The 13,946-nt window shown below is 72.4% G+C and carries 15 protein-coding genes; 6 read left to right on the forward strand and 9 right to left on the reverse strand.

The features are described 5' to 3' along the window. Positions 1–14 precede the first annotated feature (14 nt). On the reverse strand, positions 15–803 hold the full coding sequence (locus tag ACZBH1_RS13335) for an EI24 domain-containing protein (RefSeq protein ID WP_463646618.1): 789 nt from the start codon (positions 801–803) through the stop codon (positions 15–17). Between the two features lie 166 nt (positions 804–969). Here ACZBH1_RS13335 and ACZBH1_RS13340 point away from each other — a divergent pair, with 166 nt between their 5' ends. The 5 genes from ACZBH1_RS13340 (at position 970) to ACZBH1_RS13360 (ending at position 3,329) form a co-directional block, all read left to right on the forward strand. Further along, on the forward strand, positions 970–1,230 hold the full coding sequence (locus ACZBH1_RS13340; protein ID WP_452325313.1) for a hypothetical protein: 261 nt from the start codon (positions 970–972) through the stop codon (positions 1,228–1,230). A gap of 98 nt (positions 1,231–1,328) precedes the next feature. Continuing rightward, positions 1,329–1,709, forward strand: a complete 381-nt coding sequence (locus tag ACZBH1_RS13345; RefSeq protein WP_463646619.1) for a hypothetical protein — start codon at positions 1,329–1,331, stop codon at positions 1,707–1,709. A gap of 55 nt (positions 1,710–1,764) precedes the next feature. Then, positions 1,765–2,595, forward strand: coding sequence for a DNA-formamidopyrimidine glycosylase family protein (locus ACZBH1_RS13350; protein WP_463646620.1), 831 nt, complete (start codon positions 1,765–1,767; stop codon positions 2,593–2,595). A 67-nt stretch (positions 2,596–2,662) separates the two neighbouring features. Beyond that, positions 2,663–2,785, forward strand: coding sequence for a hypothetical protein (locus ACZBH1_RS13355; protein WP_336396405.1), 123 nt, complete (start codon positions 2,663–2,665; stop codon positions 2,783–2,785). 34 nt (positions 2,786–2,819) lie between these two features. Continuing rightward, positions 2,820–3,329, forward strand: coding sequence for a hypothetical protein (locus ACZBH1_RS13360; RefSeq protein WP_336396404.1), 510 nt, complete (start codon positions 2,820–2,822; stop codon positions 3,327–3,329). Here ACZBH1_RS13360 and ACZBH1_RS13365 read toward each other — a convergent pair. From ACZBH1_RS13365 to ACZBH1_RS13375, 3 genes are all read right to left on the reverse strand, one after another. Continuing rightward, positions 3,316–3,918, reverse strand: coding sequence for a carboxymuconolactone decarboxylase family protein (locus tag ACZBH1_RS13365; RefSeq protein WP_378881379.1), 603 nt, complete (start codon positions 3,916–3,918; stop codon positions 3,316–3,318). The genes ACZBH1_RS13360 and ACZBH1_RS13365 overlap by 14 nt on opposite strands. A 91-nt stretch (positions 3,919–4,009) precedes the next feature. After that, positions 4,010–5,503 (reverse strand): DHA2 family efflux MFS transporter permease subunit, encoded by a 1,494-nt coding sequence (locus ACZBH1_RS13370; RefSeq protein ID WP_463646681.1) that lies wholly within the window; start codon positions 5,501–5,503, stop codon positions 4,010–4,012. 167 nt (positions 5,504–5,670) lie between these two features. Next, a complete protein-coding gene (locus ACZBH1_RS13375) occupies positions 5,671–5,874 on the reverse strand; it encodes a hypothetical protein (protein ID WP_336396402.1) in 204 nt (67 codons plus the stop codon). A gap of 47 nt (positions 5,875–5,921) precedes the next feature. Between ACZBH1_RS13375 and ACZBH1_RS13380 the strand changes: the two genes are divergently transcribed. Beyond that, the gene (locus tag ACZBH1_RS13380) at positions 5,922–7,940 is read left to right on the forward strand and encodes an ABC transporter ATP-binding protein (RefSeq protein ID WP_336396761.1); all 2,019 of its coding nucleotides are present in this window, start codon (positions 5,922–5,924) and stop codon (positions 7,938–7,940) included. A gap of 15 nt (positions 7,941–7,955) precedes the next feature. On the opposite strand, the gene ACZBH1_RS13385 is transcribed toward ACZBH1_RS13380, so the two are convergent. From ACZBH1_RS13385 to nadA, 5 genes are read right to left on the reverse strand one after another with little or no spacing between them, the layout of a single operon-like run. After that, positions 7,956–8,909, reverse strand: a complete 954-nt coding sequence (locus ACZBH1_RS13385; RefSeq protein WP_463646621.1) for a glycosyltransferase family 2 protein — start codon at positions 8,907–8,909, stop codon at positions 7,956–7,958. Positions 8,910–8,959: 50 nt separating this feature from the next. Continuing rightward, positions 8,960–10,114, reverse strand: a complete 1,155-nt coding sequence (locus tag ACZBH1_RS13390; protein WP_463646682.1) for a cysteine desulfurase family protein — start codon at positions 10,112–10,114, stop codon at positions 8,960–8,962. A 22-nt stretch (positions 10,115–10,136) separates the two neighbouring features. Then, complete coding sequence (nadC, locus tag ACZBH1_RS13395; protein WP_463646622.1) at positions 10,137–10,994, reverse strand: carboxylating nicotinate-nucleotide diphosphorylase; 858 nt, start codon at positions 10,992–10,994, stop codon at positions 10,137–10,139. Then, a complete protein-coding gene (nadB, locus tag ACZBH1_RS13400; protein WP_463646623.1) occupies positions 10,988–12,571 on the reverse strand; it encodes an L-aspartate oxidase in 1,584 nt (527 codons plus the stop codon). Before nadB ends, nadC begins: the two co-directional genes overlap by 7 nt. Beyond that, positions 12,568–13,920: a quinolinate synthase NadA gene (gene nadA, locus ACZBH1_RS13405; RefSeq protein WP_378881368.1), complete on the reverse strand. Its 1,353-nt coding sequence runs from the start codon at positions 13,918–13,920 to the stop codon at positions 12,568–12,570. Before nadA ends, nadB begins: the two co-directional genes overlap by 4 nt. Positions 13,921–13,946: the final 26 nt, after the last annotated feature.

The following is a 13,946-nucleotide window of genomic DNA, read 5'->3' on the forward strand; positions in this document are numbered from 1 at the left end:
GGCAGCGACGCGCGTCAGGCGGACGGCACCGTGCCGGCTGGCCGTGCGGGCTCCTCTGCGGCGGGTGCGCGCCGGGGCGCGCTCTCCAGCAGGGAACGAGCGAGCAGCGTGGATCCCGCCACGGCGGCGGGCATCGTGACGACGGCGCCGAGCGGGACGAAGAAGCAGAGCTGGGTCGCCACGCCGAAGCCGAGGACGCGCGCGCGATGCCGCCGCATCAGACGTCGACGGTCGGCGGGAACCAGTCCGCGCGCGGTGAGCGCGCGGGAGGCGAGCTCGTCCGCCAGCAGCCAGCCGGTGAACGACACTGCGAAGACGGCGCTCAGCGCGCCGCCCACGACCGGGATCAGAGCCACCAGGGCGGCCAGGAGCGCGATCACCATGCCGCGTGAGATGAGCGAGATCCCGTCGGCCACGGATCGCCAGAACCCGTAGCCGGCGTCGTCTCCGGCGTCGCCGAGATCGGCTTCGACCGCCCTCCAGATCCTGTCGTAGAAGGGCTCGCCGATGAGCAGCGTCAACGCCGTGAAGGAGACGGCGACCAGCACGAGCGAGGCGCCGAGGAGCGCCGTGCCGACGGCGAGCCGGAAGACGCTGGCCCACACGCCCGGCCAGCCGTCGGCGAAGGGGGTGATCGCCTCCGTGATGGTCGGCAGGTACGTCCCGAGGGCGATGAGACCGGCCAGGAAGATCACCGCGACGATCGCCGCGGGAACGAGCCCGAGCGCCATCAGCCCGGGACGCCGCCGCCAGTAGGCGAAGCCGCGTCCGAGCAGGCCGACTCCCCGGGCGAACTCGCGCATCCCGCTCACTCTACGTCCGCTCGCGGCATCCCGGCCCGGCCCTTGACAGGCGGCGCGAACGGCCCACAGCATCCTCGGCAAGTCAACCCCTTGTCGCCGCATTTCGGATGCCGCCAGGGTGGGCCTGCGCTCGCATCGAGGCGGGCTCCGCCAGCAGGAGGTGGCCATGCTCAGTGCACCGATTTCGGCCGATGGGGTTCGTCGCCCTGAACTGACCTGGGTCGGGTCGGGCGCCTGGGTCGCGTGCGATCCGGACGCGGACCCGAACGATCCCCGCCGGACGGTCGCGTACCTCGAGTGCAAGGACGAGCGGGTGTATCTGCTGTGGGTGACCGGCTCGTCGGGGGTGTGCGAGTTCGACTCGATCCGTGCGGCGCTGGATGCGATCGCCGAGCGGCTCGCAATGACGCAGCCGACGCCTGGCTAGAGCGGCCCAGCTCGCGCCTAGACCGTCTCCGGGCCGATGTCAACCCCCTCTGCGGATCTCCGTGCGGGGGGCGATGCTCGGTCCGCAGGAGGTTGACGATGTCCGGACCCACGGGGGGCGCGGGAGCCTCGACGAAGGGAGCGGTCGCCGCCGCCACGAGTGATGCGAGGCATCCGGCGGCGACCGTGCAGCAGCAGGAAGACGCTCGGCGGCTGGTCCTCGCACCGCTGTGCGACCGCTCGTGGCGCCTGTGCGATCGGGCCCTGACCTACAGCGACCCGGCGAGTGTGATCGCGTACGTGGAGGAGCTCGAGGACGGCACCTACGAGGCGGTGTGGGTGTCGGTGGGGCTGGGATTCGCACGGTACCCGTCGCTGGAGCCGCTGCTCGCCGACGCGATCGAACGCGTCGACAGCGGTCGCAGTCTCGGCGCCCTCAAGCCGCAGCACATCCCGCACCGCCCGCCTACCCGGGTGTGAGGCCGACGCGGGACCACGCCCTCGCCGTGTCGGCGGCCCGTGGCAGGATGTGCCCATGCCAGAGTCTCCCGAGGTCGAGGCGCTCGCGCGGTTCCTCGGCAGCGAGGCCACCGGCCGCCAGGTCGACGAGGTCGATGTCCTCGAGTACCGCGTCGTCAAGACGCGTGCAGCGCCCCCGGCGACGATCGTGGGGCGCACCATCACCGGAGCCGCACGCCACGGCAAGCACGTCGAGCTGATCCTCGACGAGGGGAGCCTCGTCGTCTCGCTCGGCAGACACGGCTGGATGCGGTGGTACGCCGACGGCGTCGATCCCGATTCCGCTGCCGACGAGCCGCCTGCTCTGGCCGCCTTCGCCCTTGCCGGCGGGCGAACGCTGGCGGTGACGGATGCCGGAACCTGGGTCTCGCTCGGGCTCTTCGTCGTGGCCACCGCGGCAGCGGTGCCGGCGATCGCGAAGCTCGGTCCCGATCCGGCGGACCCGGGGTTCGCCCGTGCAGACTTCGACGCGGCTCTCGGGCGGCGCCGCAAGCAGATCAAGGCGATCCTGCAGGAGCAGGAGTCGCTCGCCGGCATCGGCAACGCGTACTCCGACGAGATCCTGCATCGGGCCCGCGTCTCGCCGCTCGCCCACGCGGCCGCGCTGGACGAGGGCGAGTCCGACCGATTGTTCGATGCGACCGTGTCGACCGTGCGCGAAGCGATCGCCGCGCGCGCGGGCGTCCCGATCGACCGGCTGAAGGCTGAGAAGGTGGCCTCGATGCGCGTGCACGGCCGCACCGGCGAGGCGTGCCCGGTGTGCGGTGACACGGTGCGCGATCTCGCGTTCTCGAGCACGGTGGCGCAGTACTGCCCGACGTGCCAGAACGGGGGCGCGCCGCTCTGACGACGCACCCCGGCGCGAGGCGGCAGGGCGGACCCCGCTGCTGCACGGCGTGGGTAGCATGGACGACATGACCACGTCGCAGCAGCCCGCCCCGATCACCCTCGCCCCCGTCTCCGACGACAAGAACCTCCTCACGGTCGTCGAGTCCGGCAGCTCCTGCTGCGGTGGCGGCGCCTGCGGCATGGGCTGAGGCCCGGCGCCCGAAGTCGACTCTCGCCGCGCTGATGACCGACGAACAGCTGCACATCACCCCGCGCGTCGGGCGCATCCTCATGTCCGAGGAGGCGATCTACGGCCTGATCCTCGTGTCCGGGATGATCGTCGTGAGCGGCTCGTCGACGGGCACGTCGCTGGACGCGTTCATCACGGTCGCCGTGACAGTCGTCGTGTTCTTCGCGGCACACGTCTTCGCCGGCACGCTGGGCAGGCTGGCGGCCACCGACGGTCACGCCGGTCTTCGCGCCAGCCTGAGGGCCTCGTCGCGTCAGTCCGGCGGCATGCTCCTCGCGTCGGTGCCGCCGCTCACGATCCTGCTCCTGGGAACCTCCCGGGTGATCGAGGACAGCACCTCCCTGTGGGTGGCCCTCATCGTCAACACCGTGATGCTCGGCGCGCTCGGGTGGATCGCCGTCGCCCGCTGGAGCACTCACTGGCTCCCGCGCATCCTGAGCGCCCTGACCACCGCCGCGTTCGGCGGCGTCCTCATCCTTCTGAAGGCCGTCATCCACCACTGACGCGGGCCGCGCCGCGGGTCCCGCGCAGCGCGGAGGTGAGCGACGCGCTGAGCCCCGGCACGTCGTCCGCCGGCACGGCGAGCGCCTGCAGCGACCTGCTGAAGAAGTTGCGCGCACCGGCGGCCAGGGTGATGTCGACGATCTGGCGGTCGGTGAACCCCACATCGCGCAAGCGCTGCGCGTCTGCGTCGGTCATCGCCGCAGCATCCGTCGACAGCCTCTCGGCGTACTGCACGACCGCGGCGTCGGCATCGCTCAGGCCGGTGCCGGCAGCCGCGCCGTCGCGGACGAGCCGGGCCAGCTGGTCCTCGTCCAGGAGTCCCGCCCGCAGCGACTTGCGCCCGTGGGCCAGGAGGCAGTGCTCCGACCCCAGGGCACGGGCTGCGCCGAGGGTGGCGAGCTCGTACGTGCGCAGGCCGATCGAGGGCAGGATCGCCCCGATCAGCGCCTCGAAGGCCTGATGCGCCTCAGGATTCACCGCCATCGCCCGCGTGTGGGCGAAGACGAACCCGTCCTCTCGCAGGTCCGCCTGGTACATCTCGGCGACGTGTCCCACGGCGGCGTCGACATCGGGTGTGCTGACGATCATGCTGCTGCCTTCCCGTCGGTTCTCGGGCGCGATCCAGAATCGCGGATGCCCCACCCCTTGTCGAGGGGCGGGGCATCGGCGTGATACGTCGTCAGTGCGCGGCAGGCGCCCCGACCGGCTGGTCGGCGGGCTTGCGGATCAGGAATGCGCCCACCAGGAGCGGCAGCGACAGGAACGCGGCCGTGAGGAACGCCGCGTGGGTCCCGGCCGCGCCGGCAGCGGCCTCGTCGGCGCCGGATGCCACCGCGGCCGACGTGCCGGCGGCCATGACGCCGAACATCAGGGCGATCCCTGCAGCACCGGCGACCTGCTGAACGGTGCCGACGACCGCCGATCCGTACGAGTAGAACCGGGGCTGCAGCGATGCGAGCGAGGCCGTGAACAGCGGCGTGAAGGAGAGCGCGAGACCCAGCGACAGCGCGGTCTGCGCGACGGCGACGAGCCACACCGGCGTCTCGGTCGTGAACGTCGTGTAGAACCACAGCAGCGAGCTGGTGATGACGGCGCCCGGCACCAGCAGTACCGTGGTGCCCCAGCGGTCGTAGATGCGGCCGATGAAGGGACCCGCCAGACCCATCGCCAGCGCGCCGGGCAGCACCACGAGGCCCGCCGTCAGCGGGTCTGCGCCCAGCACGTCCTGGAGGTAGAGCGGCACGATGGTGATGGCGCCGAAGAACGCCATCGACATGATGGCCATCTGCGCGATCGACAGGGAGAAGTTCGTGCTGCGGAACACCCGCAGGTCCAGCAGTGCGTCGTCCTTGCGCTGGAGGCGCACCTGTCGCCAGCCGAAGAGGCCGAGGGCCACCACGCCGATGCTCAGCGACACGATGAGCGCCGTCGTCGAGGCGGCGGTCGCAGCGGCGGCATCCGCTCCGCCCCCGTGACCGCCGGCGCCCAGCTGGCTGAGGCCGAAGACGAGGCCACCGAAGCCGAGGGCCGACAGGATCACCGACAGCACGTCGATCGGCGCGCGCGTGGTCTCACCGAGGTTGTGGATCCAGCGGGCGCCGACGACGAGCGCCACGATCGCGATCGGCAGCACCATTCCGAAGATCCAGCGCCACTCGAAGTTGTTCAGGATGGCGCCGGCGAGCGTCGGGCCGATCGCGGGGGCGAGCGAGATCACGATGCTGACGCGGCCCATCATGCGACCGCGGATGGCCGCGGGCACCACGGTCATCAGCGTCGTCATGAGCAGCGGCATCATGATCGCGGTGCCCGAGGCCTGCACGACGCGCGCGATGAGGAGCATCGGGAACCCGGGCGCGAGGAACGCGAGGAGCGTGCCCGTCGAGAACAGCGACATCGCGGCGACGAACATCGTCCGCGTGGTGAAGCGGCGCAGCAGGAAGCCGGTGATCGGGATGATCACCGCCATGGTCAGCATGAACGCCGTGGTCAGCCACTGCGCGGCGAGCGCGGTGATGCCGAGGTCGACGATGAGGTGCGGGATCGCGACGCCCATCGTCGTCTCGTTGAGGATCGCGACGAAAGCGGCCGCCAGGAGCAGCCAGATGACGCGGTTCTCCTCGGGGCGGAGGGCGACGGGGGCACCGGCCGCCTGGCGGGAGACGGCGGGCATGCTGCCGGTACCGGGATTCGTTTCGATGGCGGCCAAAAGTCGTCTCCTCGAGGCTCGGATGGACAGCGAAGCGCCACCCGACGATGGCAAGCCTCCAACTTAACCACAGGCTCCGACATCGCATTCCCGATCCGCCGCGGGAATGCCGGCGTGCGCCGGTCGCGCGGTCAGCGCCCGGCGGGCTCCTCGTCGTCCCAGTCCTCCGAGCCGATCGCGTCGGTCGGCTCGGGCTCGGGCTCGCGATCCTCGATGCCCTTGGGCGTCGGGCTGACGATCTCCTCGTGGGGGATGGCCTTGAGCGCGTCGATCTCCTCGCGCAGCTCGGCCAGGTCGCTGCCGTCGTGCTCGGGACGGTCCGGGGTGGAGTTCACGGCACGAGCCTAGCGTCGGCGGGCGGAATTAGGCTGGCGGGGTGAGCATGCGCGGTGGTGGAGGCGGCGGAGGGCACCCCGGGTTCCGGCCGGTCGACACCGAGGCGCAGCGCAAGGCCAACGCCGAGGCTCCCCGGATCCCGAACCTGGGCCGCCGGGTCGTCGCGCTCTTCCGGCCGTACACGTTCTCGATCGCGATCACCGGCGTGCTCGTGGTCGTGGGAGCGGGCATCGCGGTCATCCCGCCGCTGCTGGTGCAGCGGGTCTTCGACGACGCGCTGTTCCCCGTCGACGGCTCCGCCCCCGACCTGACGCTCCTCTGGCAGCTCGTGCTGGCCATGATCGTGCTCTTCCTGCTGTCGGCCGTGGTCGGCGTCGTGCAGACGTGGCTGACGTCCACGGTCGGCAACCGGGTCACCGGCGACCTGCGGGTGAAGCTGTTCGACCACCTCCAGTCGATGGAGCTCGGGTTCTTCACGCGCACCAAGACGGGCGTCATCCAGTCGCGTCTGCAGAACGACGTCGGCGGGGTCTCCGGCGTGCTCACCAACACGGTGACGAGCATCCTCGGCAACACCGTCACGGTCGTGGCGTCGCTGGTGGCCATGATCCTCATCGACTGGCGGCTCACGATCATCGCGGTCGTGCTGATGCCCTTCCTCATCCTCATCCAGCGCCGCGTCGGCCAGGTGCGGGCGCGCATCGCCGGCGAGACGCAGGAGTCGCTGTCGGAGCTGACGGCCATCACCCAGGAGACGCTCAGCGTCTCGGGCATCCTGCTCTCCAAGTCCTTCAACCGTCAGCGCACCGAGTCCGCCCGCTATGCCGACGAGAACGTCAACCAGGTCCGCCTGCAGGTGCGGCGGGCCATGAGCGGGCAGGGCTTCTTCGCCGTCGTGCAGGTCATCATGGCCAGCGTCCCGGCGATCATCTACCTCGTGTCGGGATACCTCATCGGCAGCGGCACCGACGCCATCACCGCCGGCACGATCGTCGCGTTCACGACGGTGCAGGCGCGGCTGCTCATGCCGCTCATGGGCCTCATGCGCGTCTCGCTCGACCTGCAGACCTCGGCGGCGCTGTTCGCGCGCATCTTCGAGTACCTCGACCTGGTGCCGGCGATCAAGGACGCCCCCGATGCGATCGACGTCTCGCAGGCGCCGGGTCCTGTCGGGCGCATCGAGTTCCGCGACGTGGTGTTCCGGTATCCGGATGCCGCCCCCGACACGAGGGCGACCCTGCAGGGCGTGTCCTTCGTGGCCGACCCCGGCCAGCACGTCGCGTTCGTCGGGCCGTCCGGCGCGGGCAAGACCACCGTGCTGTACCTGACGCCGCGCCTGTACGAGGCATCCGAGGGATCCGTCCTGTTCGCGGGCGAGGACGTGCGGCGGCTCCGGCAGGAATCCATCGTCGACAGCGTCGGCATCGTGTCGCAGGAGACATACCTGTTCCACGCGACGATCCGCGAGAACCTGCGCTACGCCAAGCCCGACGCGACCGACGCGGAGCTTGAGGCCGCCTGTCGCGCGGCCAACATCCACCACGTGATCGAGCGCTTCGAGCAGGGCTACGACACCGTCGTCGGCGAGCGCGGCTACCGTCTCTCGGGCGGCGAGAAGCAGCGGATCGCCATCGCCCGCGTGCTGCTGAAGGACCCTCCCGTGCTCCTCCTCGACGAGGCGACGTCGGCCCTCGACACGGTGTCCGAGCGCGTGGTGCAGGAGGCGCTGGATGCCGCGGCGCGGGGCCGCACCACCCTCTCGATCGCCCATCGCCTCTCGACGGTGATCGACGCCGACGTGATCCATGTCGTCGAGGCCGGCCGCATCGTGGAGTCCGGCACGCACGGTTCGCTGCTCGCCGCCGGCGGACTCTACGCCGAGCTCGCGGCGCAGCAGCTCGCGACCACCCGCATCCTCGAGGCGGAGGTCGATCAGCCGCCCGCCGATCACCCCGAACGCCGCGCCGACACCGCGCCGGACCAACCCCTCGCGCTCACCGCCGCGCAGCTCGAGGAGCGCGGCATCGGGCGGGCGGTCGTCGGCGACCGGCCGCTCGAGGGCTGATCCGCGCCGGCGACGTCACCACAGGGATGCGGCGGCCAGCGCCGTCGCCGCGGCGTCGGGCAGCGACCGGGGCTCGGCGTGCGGCGTCAGCGCCCGGGCGAACGAGCCGAGCGCGCGGCGGTACGCGTCGTCGGGGTGGTGGCGGGCGATGTCGACGAGCGGCGGCAGGTCCATTCCCAGGATCAGCCGGACGCGGGATGCCACCGCCCGCTGCTGTCCGGCCGCGTCGAGCACCGCGACCCCGCCGGAGAGGGCTTCCAGGTAGTCGCGCAGCACGGGCAGCTCGCCCTTGTGCTGGGTGATGGAGGAGCCGTCCGCGCGCTCGCGCCATTCGACGACGACGTCCGGGATGACGTCGAACGCCCGCGCGCGCGTGTACATCTGCTGCGCGACGACCTGGTCCTCGTAGGCCTTCCCGACGGGGAAGCGCAGGCCGGCGCGCTGCCACAGGTCGGCTCGGCTGACCTTCGACCACGCGACGATGTTGCCGGACGCCTCCGGGTGCCGGGCGAGCGTCGTGCCGACCCGCGCCGGATCGGTCGCGGCGGCCACCCACGGCTGCACGCTCCCCGCCTCGTATCCGCCGGCGGTGTCGGGCCGCAGCCGCACGTACGCGCCCACCGCGAAGTCGCTGCCGCTGGCGGCGACGGTGCCGACGAGCCGCTCCAGGGCCCGCGGCGCAAGCCGGTCGTCGGCGTCGAGGAAGCCCACGAACGGGGTGCGCACGAGGTCGAGTCCGGTGTTGCGCGCCGCGCCCAGTCCGCGCTGCCGGGGATGATGGATCACGGTGAAGCGCTCGTCGTGCGCCGCCGCGGCGTCGAAAAGCCTGCCGGTGTCGTCGTTCGAGGCGTCGTCGACGAGGATGGCGACCCAGTCCGTGCGCGTCTGGGCGCGGAGGGATTCGAGCGCCTCGGCGGCGTAGAGCGCCACGTCGTACCCGGGGACGATGACGGTCACGGCGGGGGTCACCGTCCGATCCTACGGGCGCGGCGAGGCGGCCCGGCGCCGCGGCGCCGGCGTCAGCGGCCCGGTTCGGCGACGGCCGCGACCGAGGCGGCGACGGCATCGGCGACAACGTCGAGAGGGGCGTTGAGCCAGCGCGGGAAGGTGAAGCGCACGGCTGTCCGGGCGACGTCGGGTGCCACGCCCATGGCCACGAGCACGTGCGACGGCTCGTCGCTGCCGGCGGCGCAGGCGGACCCGCTCGACGACACGACGCCGCGCCGTTCCAGCTCGAGCAGCACCGCCTCGCCGCTGGTGCCGGCGAAGGTGAAGCTCGCCGTGCCGGGAAGCCGGTGCACCGGGTCGCCGGTGAGCCGCGCCGACGGGATGCTCTCGAGCACCCGCGTGATGAAGCGGTCGCGGAGGGCGCTCACGCGCGCGGATGCCGCCACGCGGTCGGACTCGGCCAGCTCCAGCGCCGTCGCCAGCCCGACGGCGCCCGCGACGTCCTCGGTGCCGCTGCGGCGGCCGCGCTCCTGCCCGCCGCCGTGGAGCAGCGGCTCGAGCGGGATGCGCCCGCGCACGCCGAGCACGCCGGTGCCCTTGGGTGCTCCGAGCTTGTGGCCGGCCAGCGAGATCGCGTCGTACCCGAGTTCGTCCGCCGACAGCGGCAGCCAGCCCGCCGCCTGCACGGCGTCGAGGTGCAGCGGCACCCGCCGATCGCGCAGGAGCGCCGCGATCGCCGCGGCATCCTGCACCGTGCCGACCTCGTTGTTGGCGTACCCCAGGCTCACCAGCGCCGTGTCGTCGCGCAGGCTCTCGGCCACAGCATCCGGATCCACCCGTCCGTGCGCGTCGACGGGCACCCGCGTCACCGCGTACCCGTGCACGCGCTCGAGGTACGCGACGGATTCGAGCACCGACTCGTGCTCGATCGGCGTGGTGATGACGTGGGCGCGCCGGTCGTCCCGGCGCTGCGCGGCGGCGATCGCGATGCCCTTGATCGCGAGGTTGTTGGCCTCGGTGCCGCCCGAGGTGAAGACGACGTCTCCCGATCGCAGGCCGAGCACGCGGGCGACGCGGGTGCGGGCGTCGGCGAGAGCGTCGGCCGCCGCCTCGCCCACGGTGTGGTGGCTGGACGGATTGCCGTACCACCGGGTGAGGTACGGCATCATCGCCTCGAGCACCTCGGGGCGCACCGGTGTCGTGGCGGCGTTGTCGAGGTACAGCATGCTCATCGTGCGCCTGCCCGGGTCACGGGGCGTCGATGCGCACGTCGAGCCCGAGGTCGAGTGCGCGGGCGGAGTGGGTCAGCGCGCCGACGGAGACGACGTCGACGCCGGTCTCGGCGATCGCACGCACGGTCTCGAGCGAGACGCCGCCGGACGCCTCGACGGTCGCCCGGCCGGCCACCTGGGCGACGCCCGCGCGGAGATCCTCGAGCGAGAAGTTGTCGAGCATGATCGTGCCGATGCCCGCGGCGAGCACCGGCTCGATCTGATCGAGGCGGTCGACCTCGACCTCGATGTGCGTCGTGTGGGGAAGCAGGTCCTTCGCCGCGCGCAGCGCAGCGGTCGCCGACACGCCCTTCTGCGCGAGCACGGCGAGGTGGTTGTCCTTGGCCATCACCGCGTCCGACAGCGAGTGGCGGTGGTTGCGGCCGCCGCCGTCTCGCACCGCCTTGCGCTCGAACGCGCGCAGGCCCGGTGTCGTCTTGCGGGTGTCGGCGATGCGGGCGCCGGTGTGCGCCACCTCGGCGACATAGGCGCCGGTGAGCGTCGCGATGCCCGACATGCGCTGGACGAAGTTGAGCCCGATGCGCTCGGCCTGCAGGACGCCTCGGGCAGGGCCGGTCACGACCGCCAGCACGGCTCCGGGCTCGAACCACTCGCCGTCCTCGACGACGAGCTGGACGTCGGTGCGCGGGTCGGTGAGCCGGAACGCCGCCTCGAAGACCTCGCCGCCGGAGAAGACGCCGCGCTCCCGCGCGACGAGGTCGGCGCGCGCGACCGCGTTCTCGGGGATGAGCGCCTCGCTCGTGAGGTCGCCCCACGGCGCGTCCTCCTCGAGTGCGAGCGCGACGACCCGATCGATGTGGGCGCGGCTCAGCATGCGACCGCCTCCTTCACCGCGCCGACGGCGACGGGCGCGGCATCCGAGCGGAAGTGCGCCCCGACGGAGTCGCTGCGGTCGCGGGCCGCCGCCACCAGGTGCTCGGCGACGAGGAGCAGGTTCTCGTCCTCCCGGTCGTGCTCGGAGGAGGGGTCCCGGTGCTGCGCACGCCACGCCGCGATGACGGATGCCGCGTGCGCGAGCCCGGCCTCGTCGCGCCGGAGTCCGGCGTGCTCCCACATCAGGTGCTGCAGCGCCGCTCGCGTGAACGCCGGTGCGCGCCCGCCTTCCGCGCTGTGCTCACGCGTCCCGGAGGTCGGCGGCACGGGAGCGGGCCACGATGCGGATGCCGCGTCCGCGGCGATCGCGTCGCCGGCCCGGGCGCCGAACACGGCGCCCTCCAGCAGCGAGTTGGACGCCAGCCGGTTCGCTCCGTGGACGCCGGTGCGGGCGACCTCGCCGACCGCGTACAGGCCCGGCAGCGTCGTGCGTCCGTAGAGGTCGGTCACGACCCCGCCCATGAGGTAGTGGGCGGCCGGCGTCACGGGAATCGGCTGGCGCGCCCAGTCGAGCCCGCGCTCGCGCACCGCGCGGTCGATCGTGGGGAAGCGGCGGGCGAGGAACGCGGCGCGCTCCGCGGGGTCGGCGGAGTGGATGCCCGTCGCGTCGAGGAGCACGGGCCGGCCGTCCTGCTCCTCCATCCGCCGCGCGATCGCCCGGGCGACGACGTCCCGGGGTGCGAGCTCGCCGTCGGGGTGGGCGTCGAACGCGAAGCGGCGGCCACGCTCGTCGACGAGCGTCGCTCCCTCGCCGCGGACCGCCTCCGACACGAGGAACGAATCGCCGACCGCGAGCACCGTCGGGTGGAACTGGAAGAACTCGAGGTCTGCGACGGCCGCGCCGGCCCGGACAGCAGCGGCGATGCCGTCGCCCGTCGCCACCTCGGGGTTCGTCGAGTGCGCGTAGAGCTCGCCGGCGCCGCCCGTCGCCAGCACCACCGCATCGCCCACGAGCGTCTCGCGGCGGCCGGGTGAGGCATCCGTCTCGCCGACCAGCAGCTCCACGCCCGTTACCCGCGTCCCATCGGTCAGCAGGTCGACGAGGAACGCGTGCTCGATGACGGTCACGGCGCTCGACCGCAGGCGGGCGACCAGCGCCCGCTCGATGGCCGTGCCGGTGGCGTCGCCGCCGGCGTGGAGGATGCGCGGGTAGGAGTGCGCCGCTTCGAGACCCTTCACGAATCCGCCGCTGCCGTCGCGGTCGAAGGCGACCCCCAGGTCGATCAGCTCGCGGATGCGGACAGGGCCCTCGTCGACGAGCACCCGGACGGCGTCGGGGTCGCTGAGGCCCGCTCCGGCGACGAGGGTGTCGTGCAGGTGGTCGTCGGCGCGGTCGTCGTCGAACATGACGCCCGCGATCCCGCCCTGGGCGTACCGGGTGTTGGCGTGCTCGAGGACGTCCTTGGTCACCAGCGTGACGCGGCATCCGTGCTCCACCGCGTGCAGGGCGGTGAGGAGGCCAGCGATGCCGGACCCGACGATGACCGCGTGCGGAGCGCGGTCCGGCTGCGGAGTCATGATGCGTGCTCCCATGCGGCGGCGGGGGCGGCGGGCGGCTTGGCGGCGAGCATGCGCTCCAGCGCCAGTCGTGCCGGATCGGCGACGTCCTGCGGCACCGTGATGCGGTTGCGCACCTCGCCGGCCACGAGACCCTCGAGCACCCAGGCGAGGTAGCCCGGGTGGATGCGGTACATCGTCGAGCACGGGCACACGACGGGGTCGAGGCAGAAGATGTCGTGCTGCGGGTGCTGGGCGGCCAGTCGCTGCACGAGGTTCACCTCGGTGCCGATCGCGAAGGTGGCAGGCTCGGTCGCGGCCTCGATCGCCTTGCGGATGTAGTCGGTCGAACCGGCCTCGTCCGCGGCATCCACGACCTCCATGGGGCACTCCGGGTGCACGATGACCCGCACGCCCGGGTGCTCCGCGCGCGCCTTCTCGATCTGGTCGACCGAGAAGCGGCGGTGCACCGAGCAGAAGCCGTGCCACAGGATCACGCGCGCATCGGCGAGCTGGTCGGCGGATGCCCCGCCCAGCGGCTTGCGCGGATTCCACATGGGCATCTGCTCGAGCGGCACTCCCATCGCCTTCGCCGTGTTGCGGCCGAGGTGCTGGTCGGGGAAGAAGAGGACGCGGCGGCCGCGCGCGAAGGCCCACTCGAGCACCGTCCGCGCGTTCGACGACGTGCACACGATGCCGCCGTGGCGACCGACGAAGCCCTTGATGGCGGCCGAGGAGTTCATGTAGGTCACGGGGACGACGGGGACGAGGCCCTCCTCGTCGACGGCGTCGAGGTCGCCGTAGACGTCGGCGAGCTGCTCCCAGCACTCCTCGACCTGGTCGATGTCGGCCATGTCGGCCATCGAGCAGCCCGCGGCGAGGTTGGGCAGGATGACCGCCTGCTCGGGCCGCGAGAGCAGGTCGGCGGTCTCCGCCATGAAGTGCACGCCGCAGAACACGATCGCCTCGGCGTCCGGGTGCTCGAGCGCCGCGTTGGCGAGCTGGAACGAGTCGCCCACGTAGTCCGCGTGCACGACGACCTCCTCGCGCTGGTAGAAGTGGCCCAGCACGACGACGCGCTCGCCGAGGGTCGACTTGGCGGCGCGGATGCGCGTGTCGAGCTCTTCCTCGGAGGCCTCGCGATACTCCCGCGGCAGCTCGCCCTGGCGGGGGGCGCCGGTCGGGATCACGTCGCCCATCGACGATCCGGGCCCGTACCCCGGGCGGGCGTCGAAGTCCCACGGGCCGGCGGCGAGGTCGGTGTTGCAGGTCTCGCCGGTCTGCGCACCGGCGACGATCGCCTGGATCGCGTGATCGACGGACGCGTCGAGGTCTGGCCGAGGCTGCAGAGCGATGTTGATGGCGGACATGATGGGCTCTCTCGTTCGGGTGCGGG

Source organism: Microbacterium sp. ZXT2-5 (assembly GCF_055329545.1).

Excerpts from the sequence above, each read along its gene's own strand:
- ACZBH1_RS13335 (WP_463646618.1), bottom strand. The coding sequence starts at position 803 with ATGCGCGAGTTCGCCCGGGGAGTCGGCCTGCTCGGACGCGGCTTCGCC.
- ACZBH1_RS13340 (WP_452325313.1), top strand. The coding sequence starts at position 970 with ATGCTCAGTGCACCGATTTCGGCCGATGGGGTTCGTCGCCCTGAACTG.
- ACZBH1_RS13345 (WP_463646619.1), top strand. The coding sequence starts at position 1,329 with ATGTCCGGACCCACGGGGGGCGCGGGAGCCTCGACGAAGGGAGCGGTC.
- ACZBH1_RS13350 (WP_463646620.1), top strand. The coding sequence starts at position 1,765 with ATGCCAGAGTCTCCCGAGGTCGAGGCGCTCGCGCGGTTCCTCGGCAGC.
- ACZBH1_RS13355 (WP_336396405.1), top strand. The coding sequence starts at position 2,663 with ATGACCACGTCGCAGCAGCCCGCCCCGATCACCCTCGCCCCCGTCTCC.
- ACZBH1_RS13360 (WP_336396404.1), top strand. The coding sequence starts at position 2,820 with ATGACCGACGAACAGCTGCACATCACCCCGCGCGTCGGGCGCATCCTC.
- ACZBH1_RS13365 (WP_378881379.1), bottom strand. The coding sequence starts at position 3,918 with ATGATCGTCAGCACACCCGATGTCGACGCCGCCGTGGGACACGTCGCC.
- ACZBH1_RS13370 (WP_463646681.1), bottom strand. The coding sequence starts at position 5,503 with ATGCCCGCCGTCTCCCGCCAGGCGGCCGGTGCCCCCGTCGCCCTCCGC.
- ACZBH1_RS13380 (WP_336396761.1), top strand. The coding sequence starts at position 5,922 with ATGCGCGGTGGTGGAGGCGGCGGAGGGCACCCCGGGTTCCGGCCGGTC.
- ACZBH1_RS13390 (WP_463646682.1), bottom strand. The coding sequence starts at position 10,114 with ATGCTGTACCTCGACAACGCCGCCACGACACCGGTGCGCCCCGAGGTG.
- nadC (WP_463646622.1), bottom strand. The coding sequence starts at position 10,994 with ATGCTGAGCCGCGCCCACATCGATCGGGTCGTCGCGCTCGCACTCGAG.
- nadB (WP_463646623.1), bottom strand. The coding sequence starts at position 12,571 with ATGACTCCGCAGCCGGACCGCGCTCCGCACGCGGTCATCGTCGGGTCC.
- nadA (WP_378881368.1), bottom strand. The coding sequence starts at position 13,920 with ATGTCCGCCATCAACATCGCTCTGCAGCCTCGGCCAGACCTCGACGCG.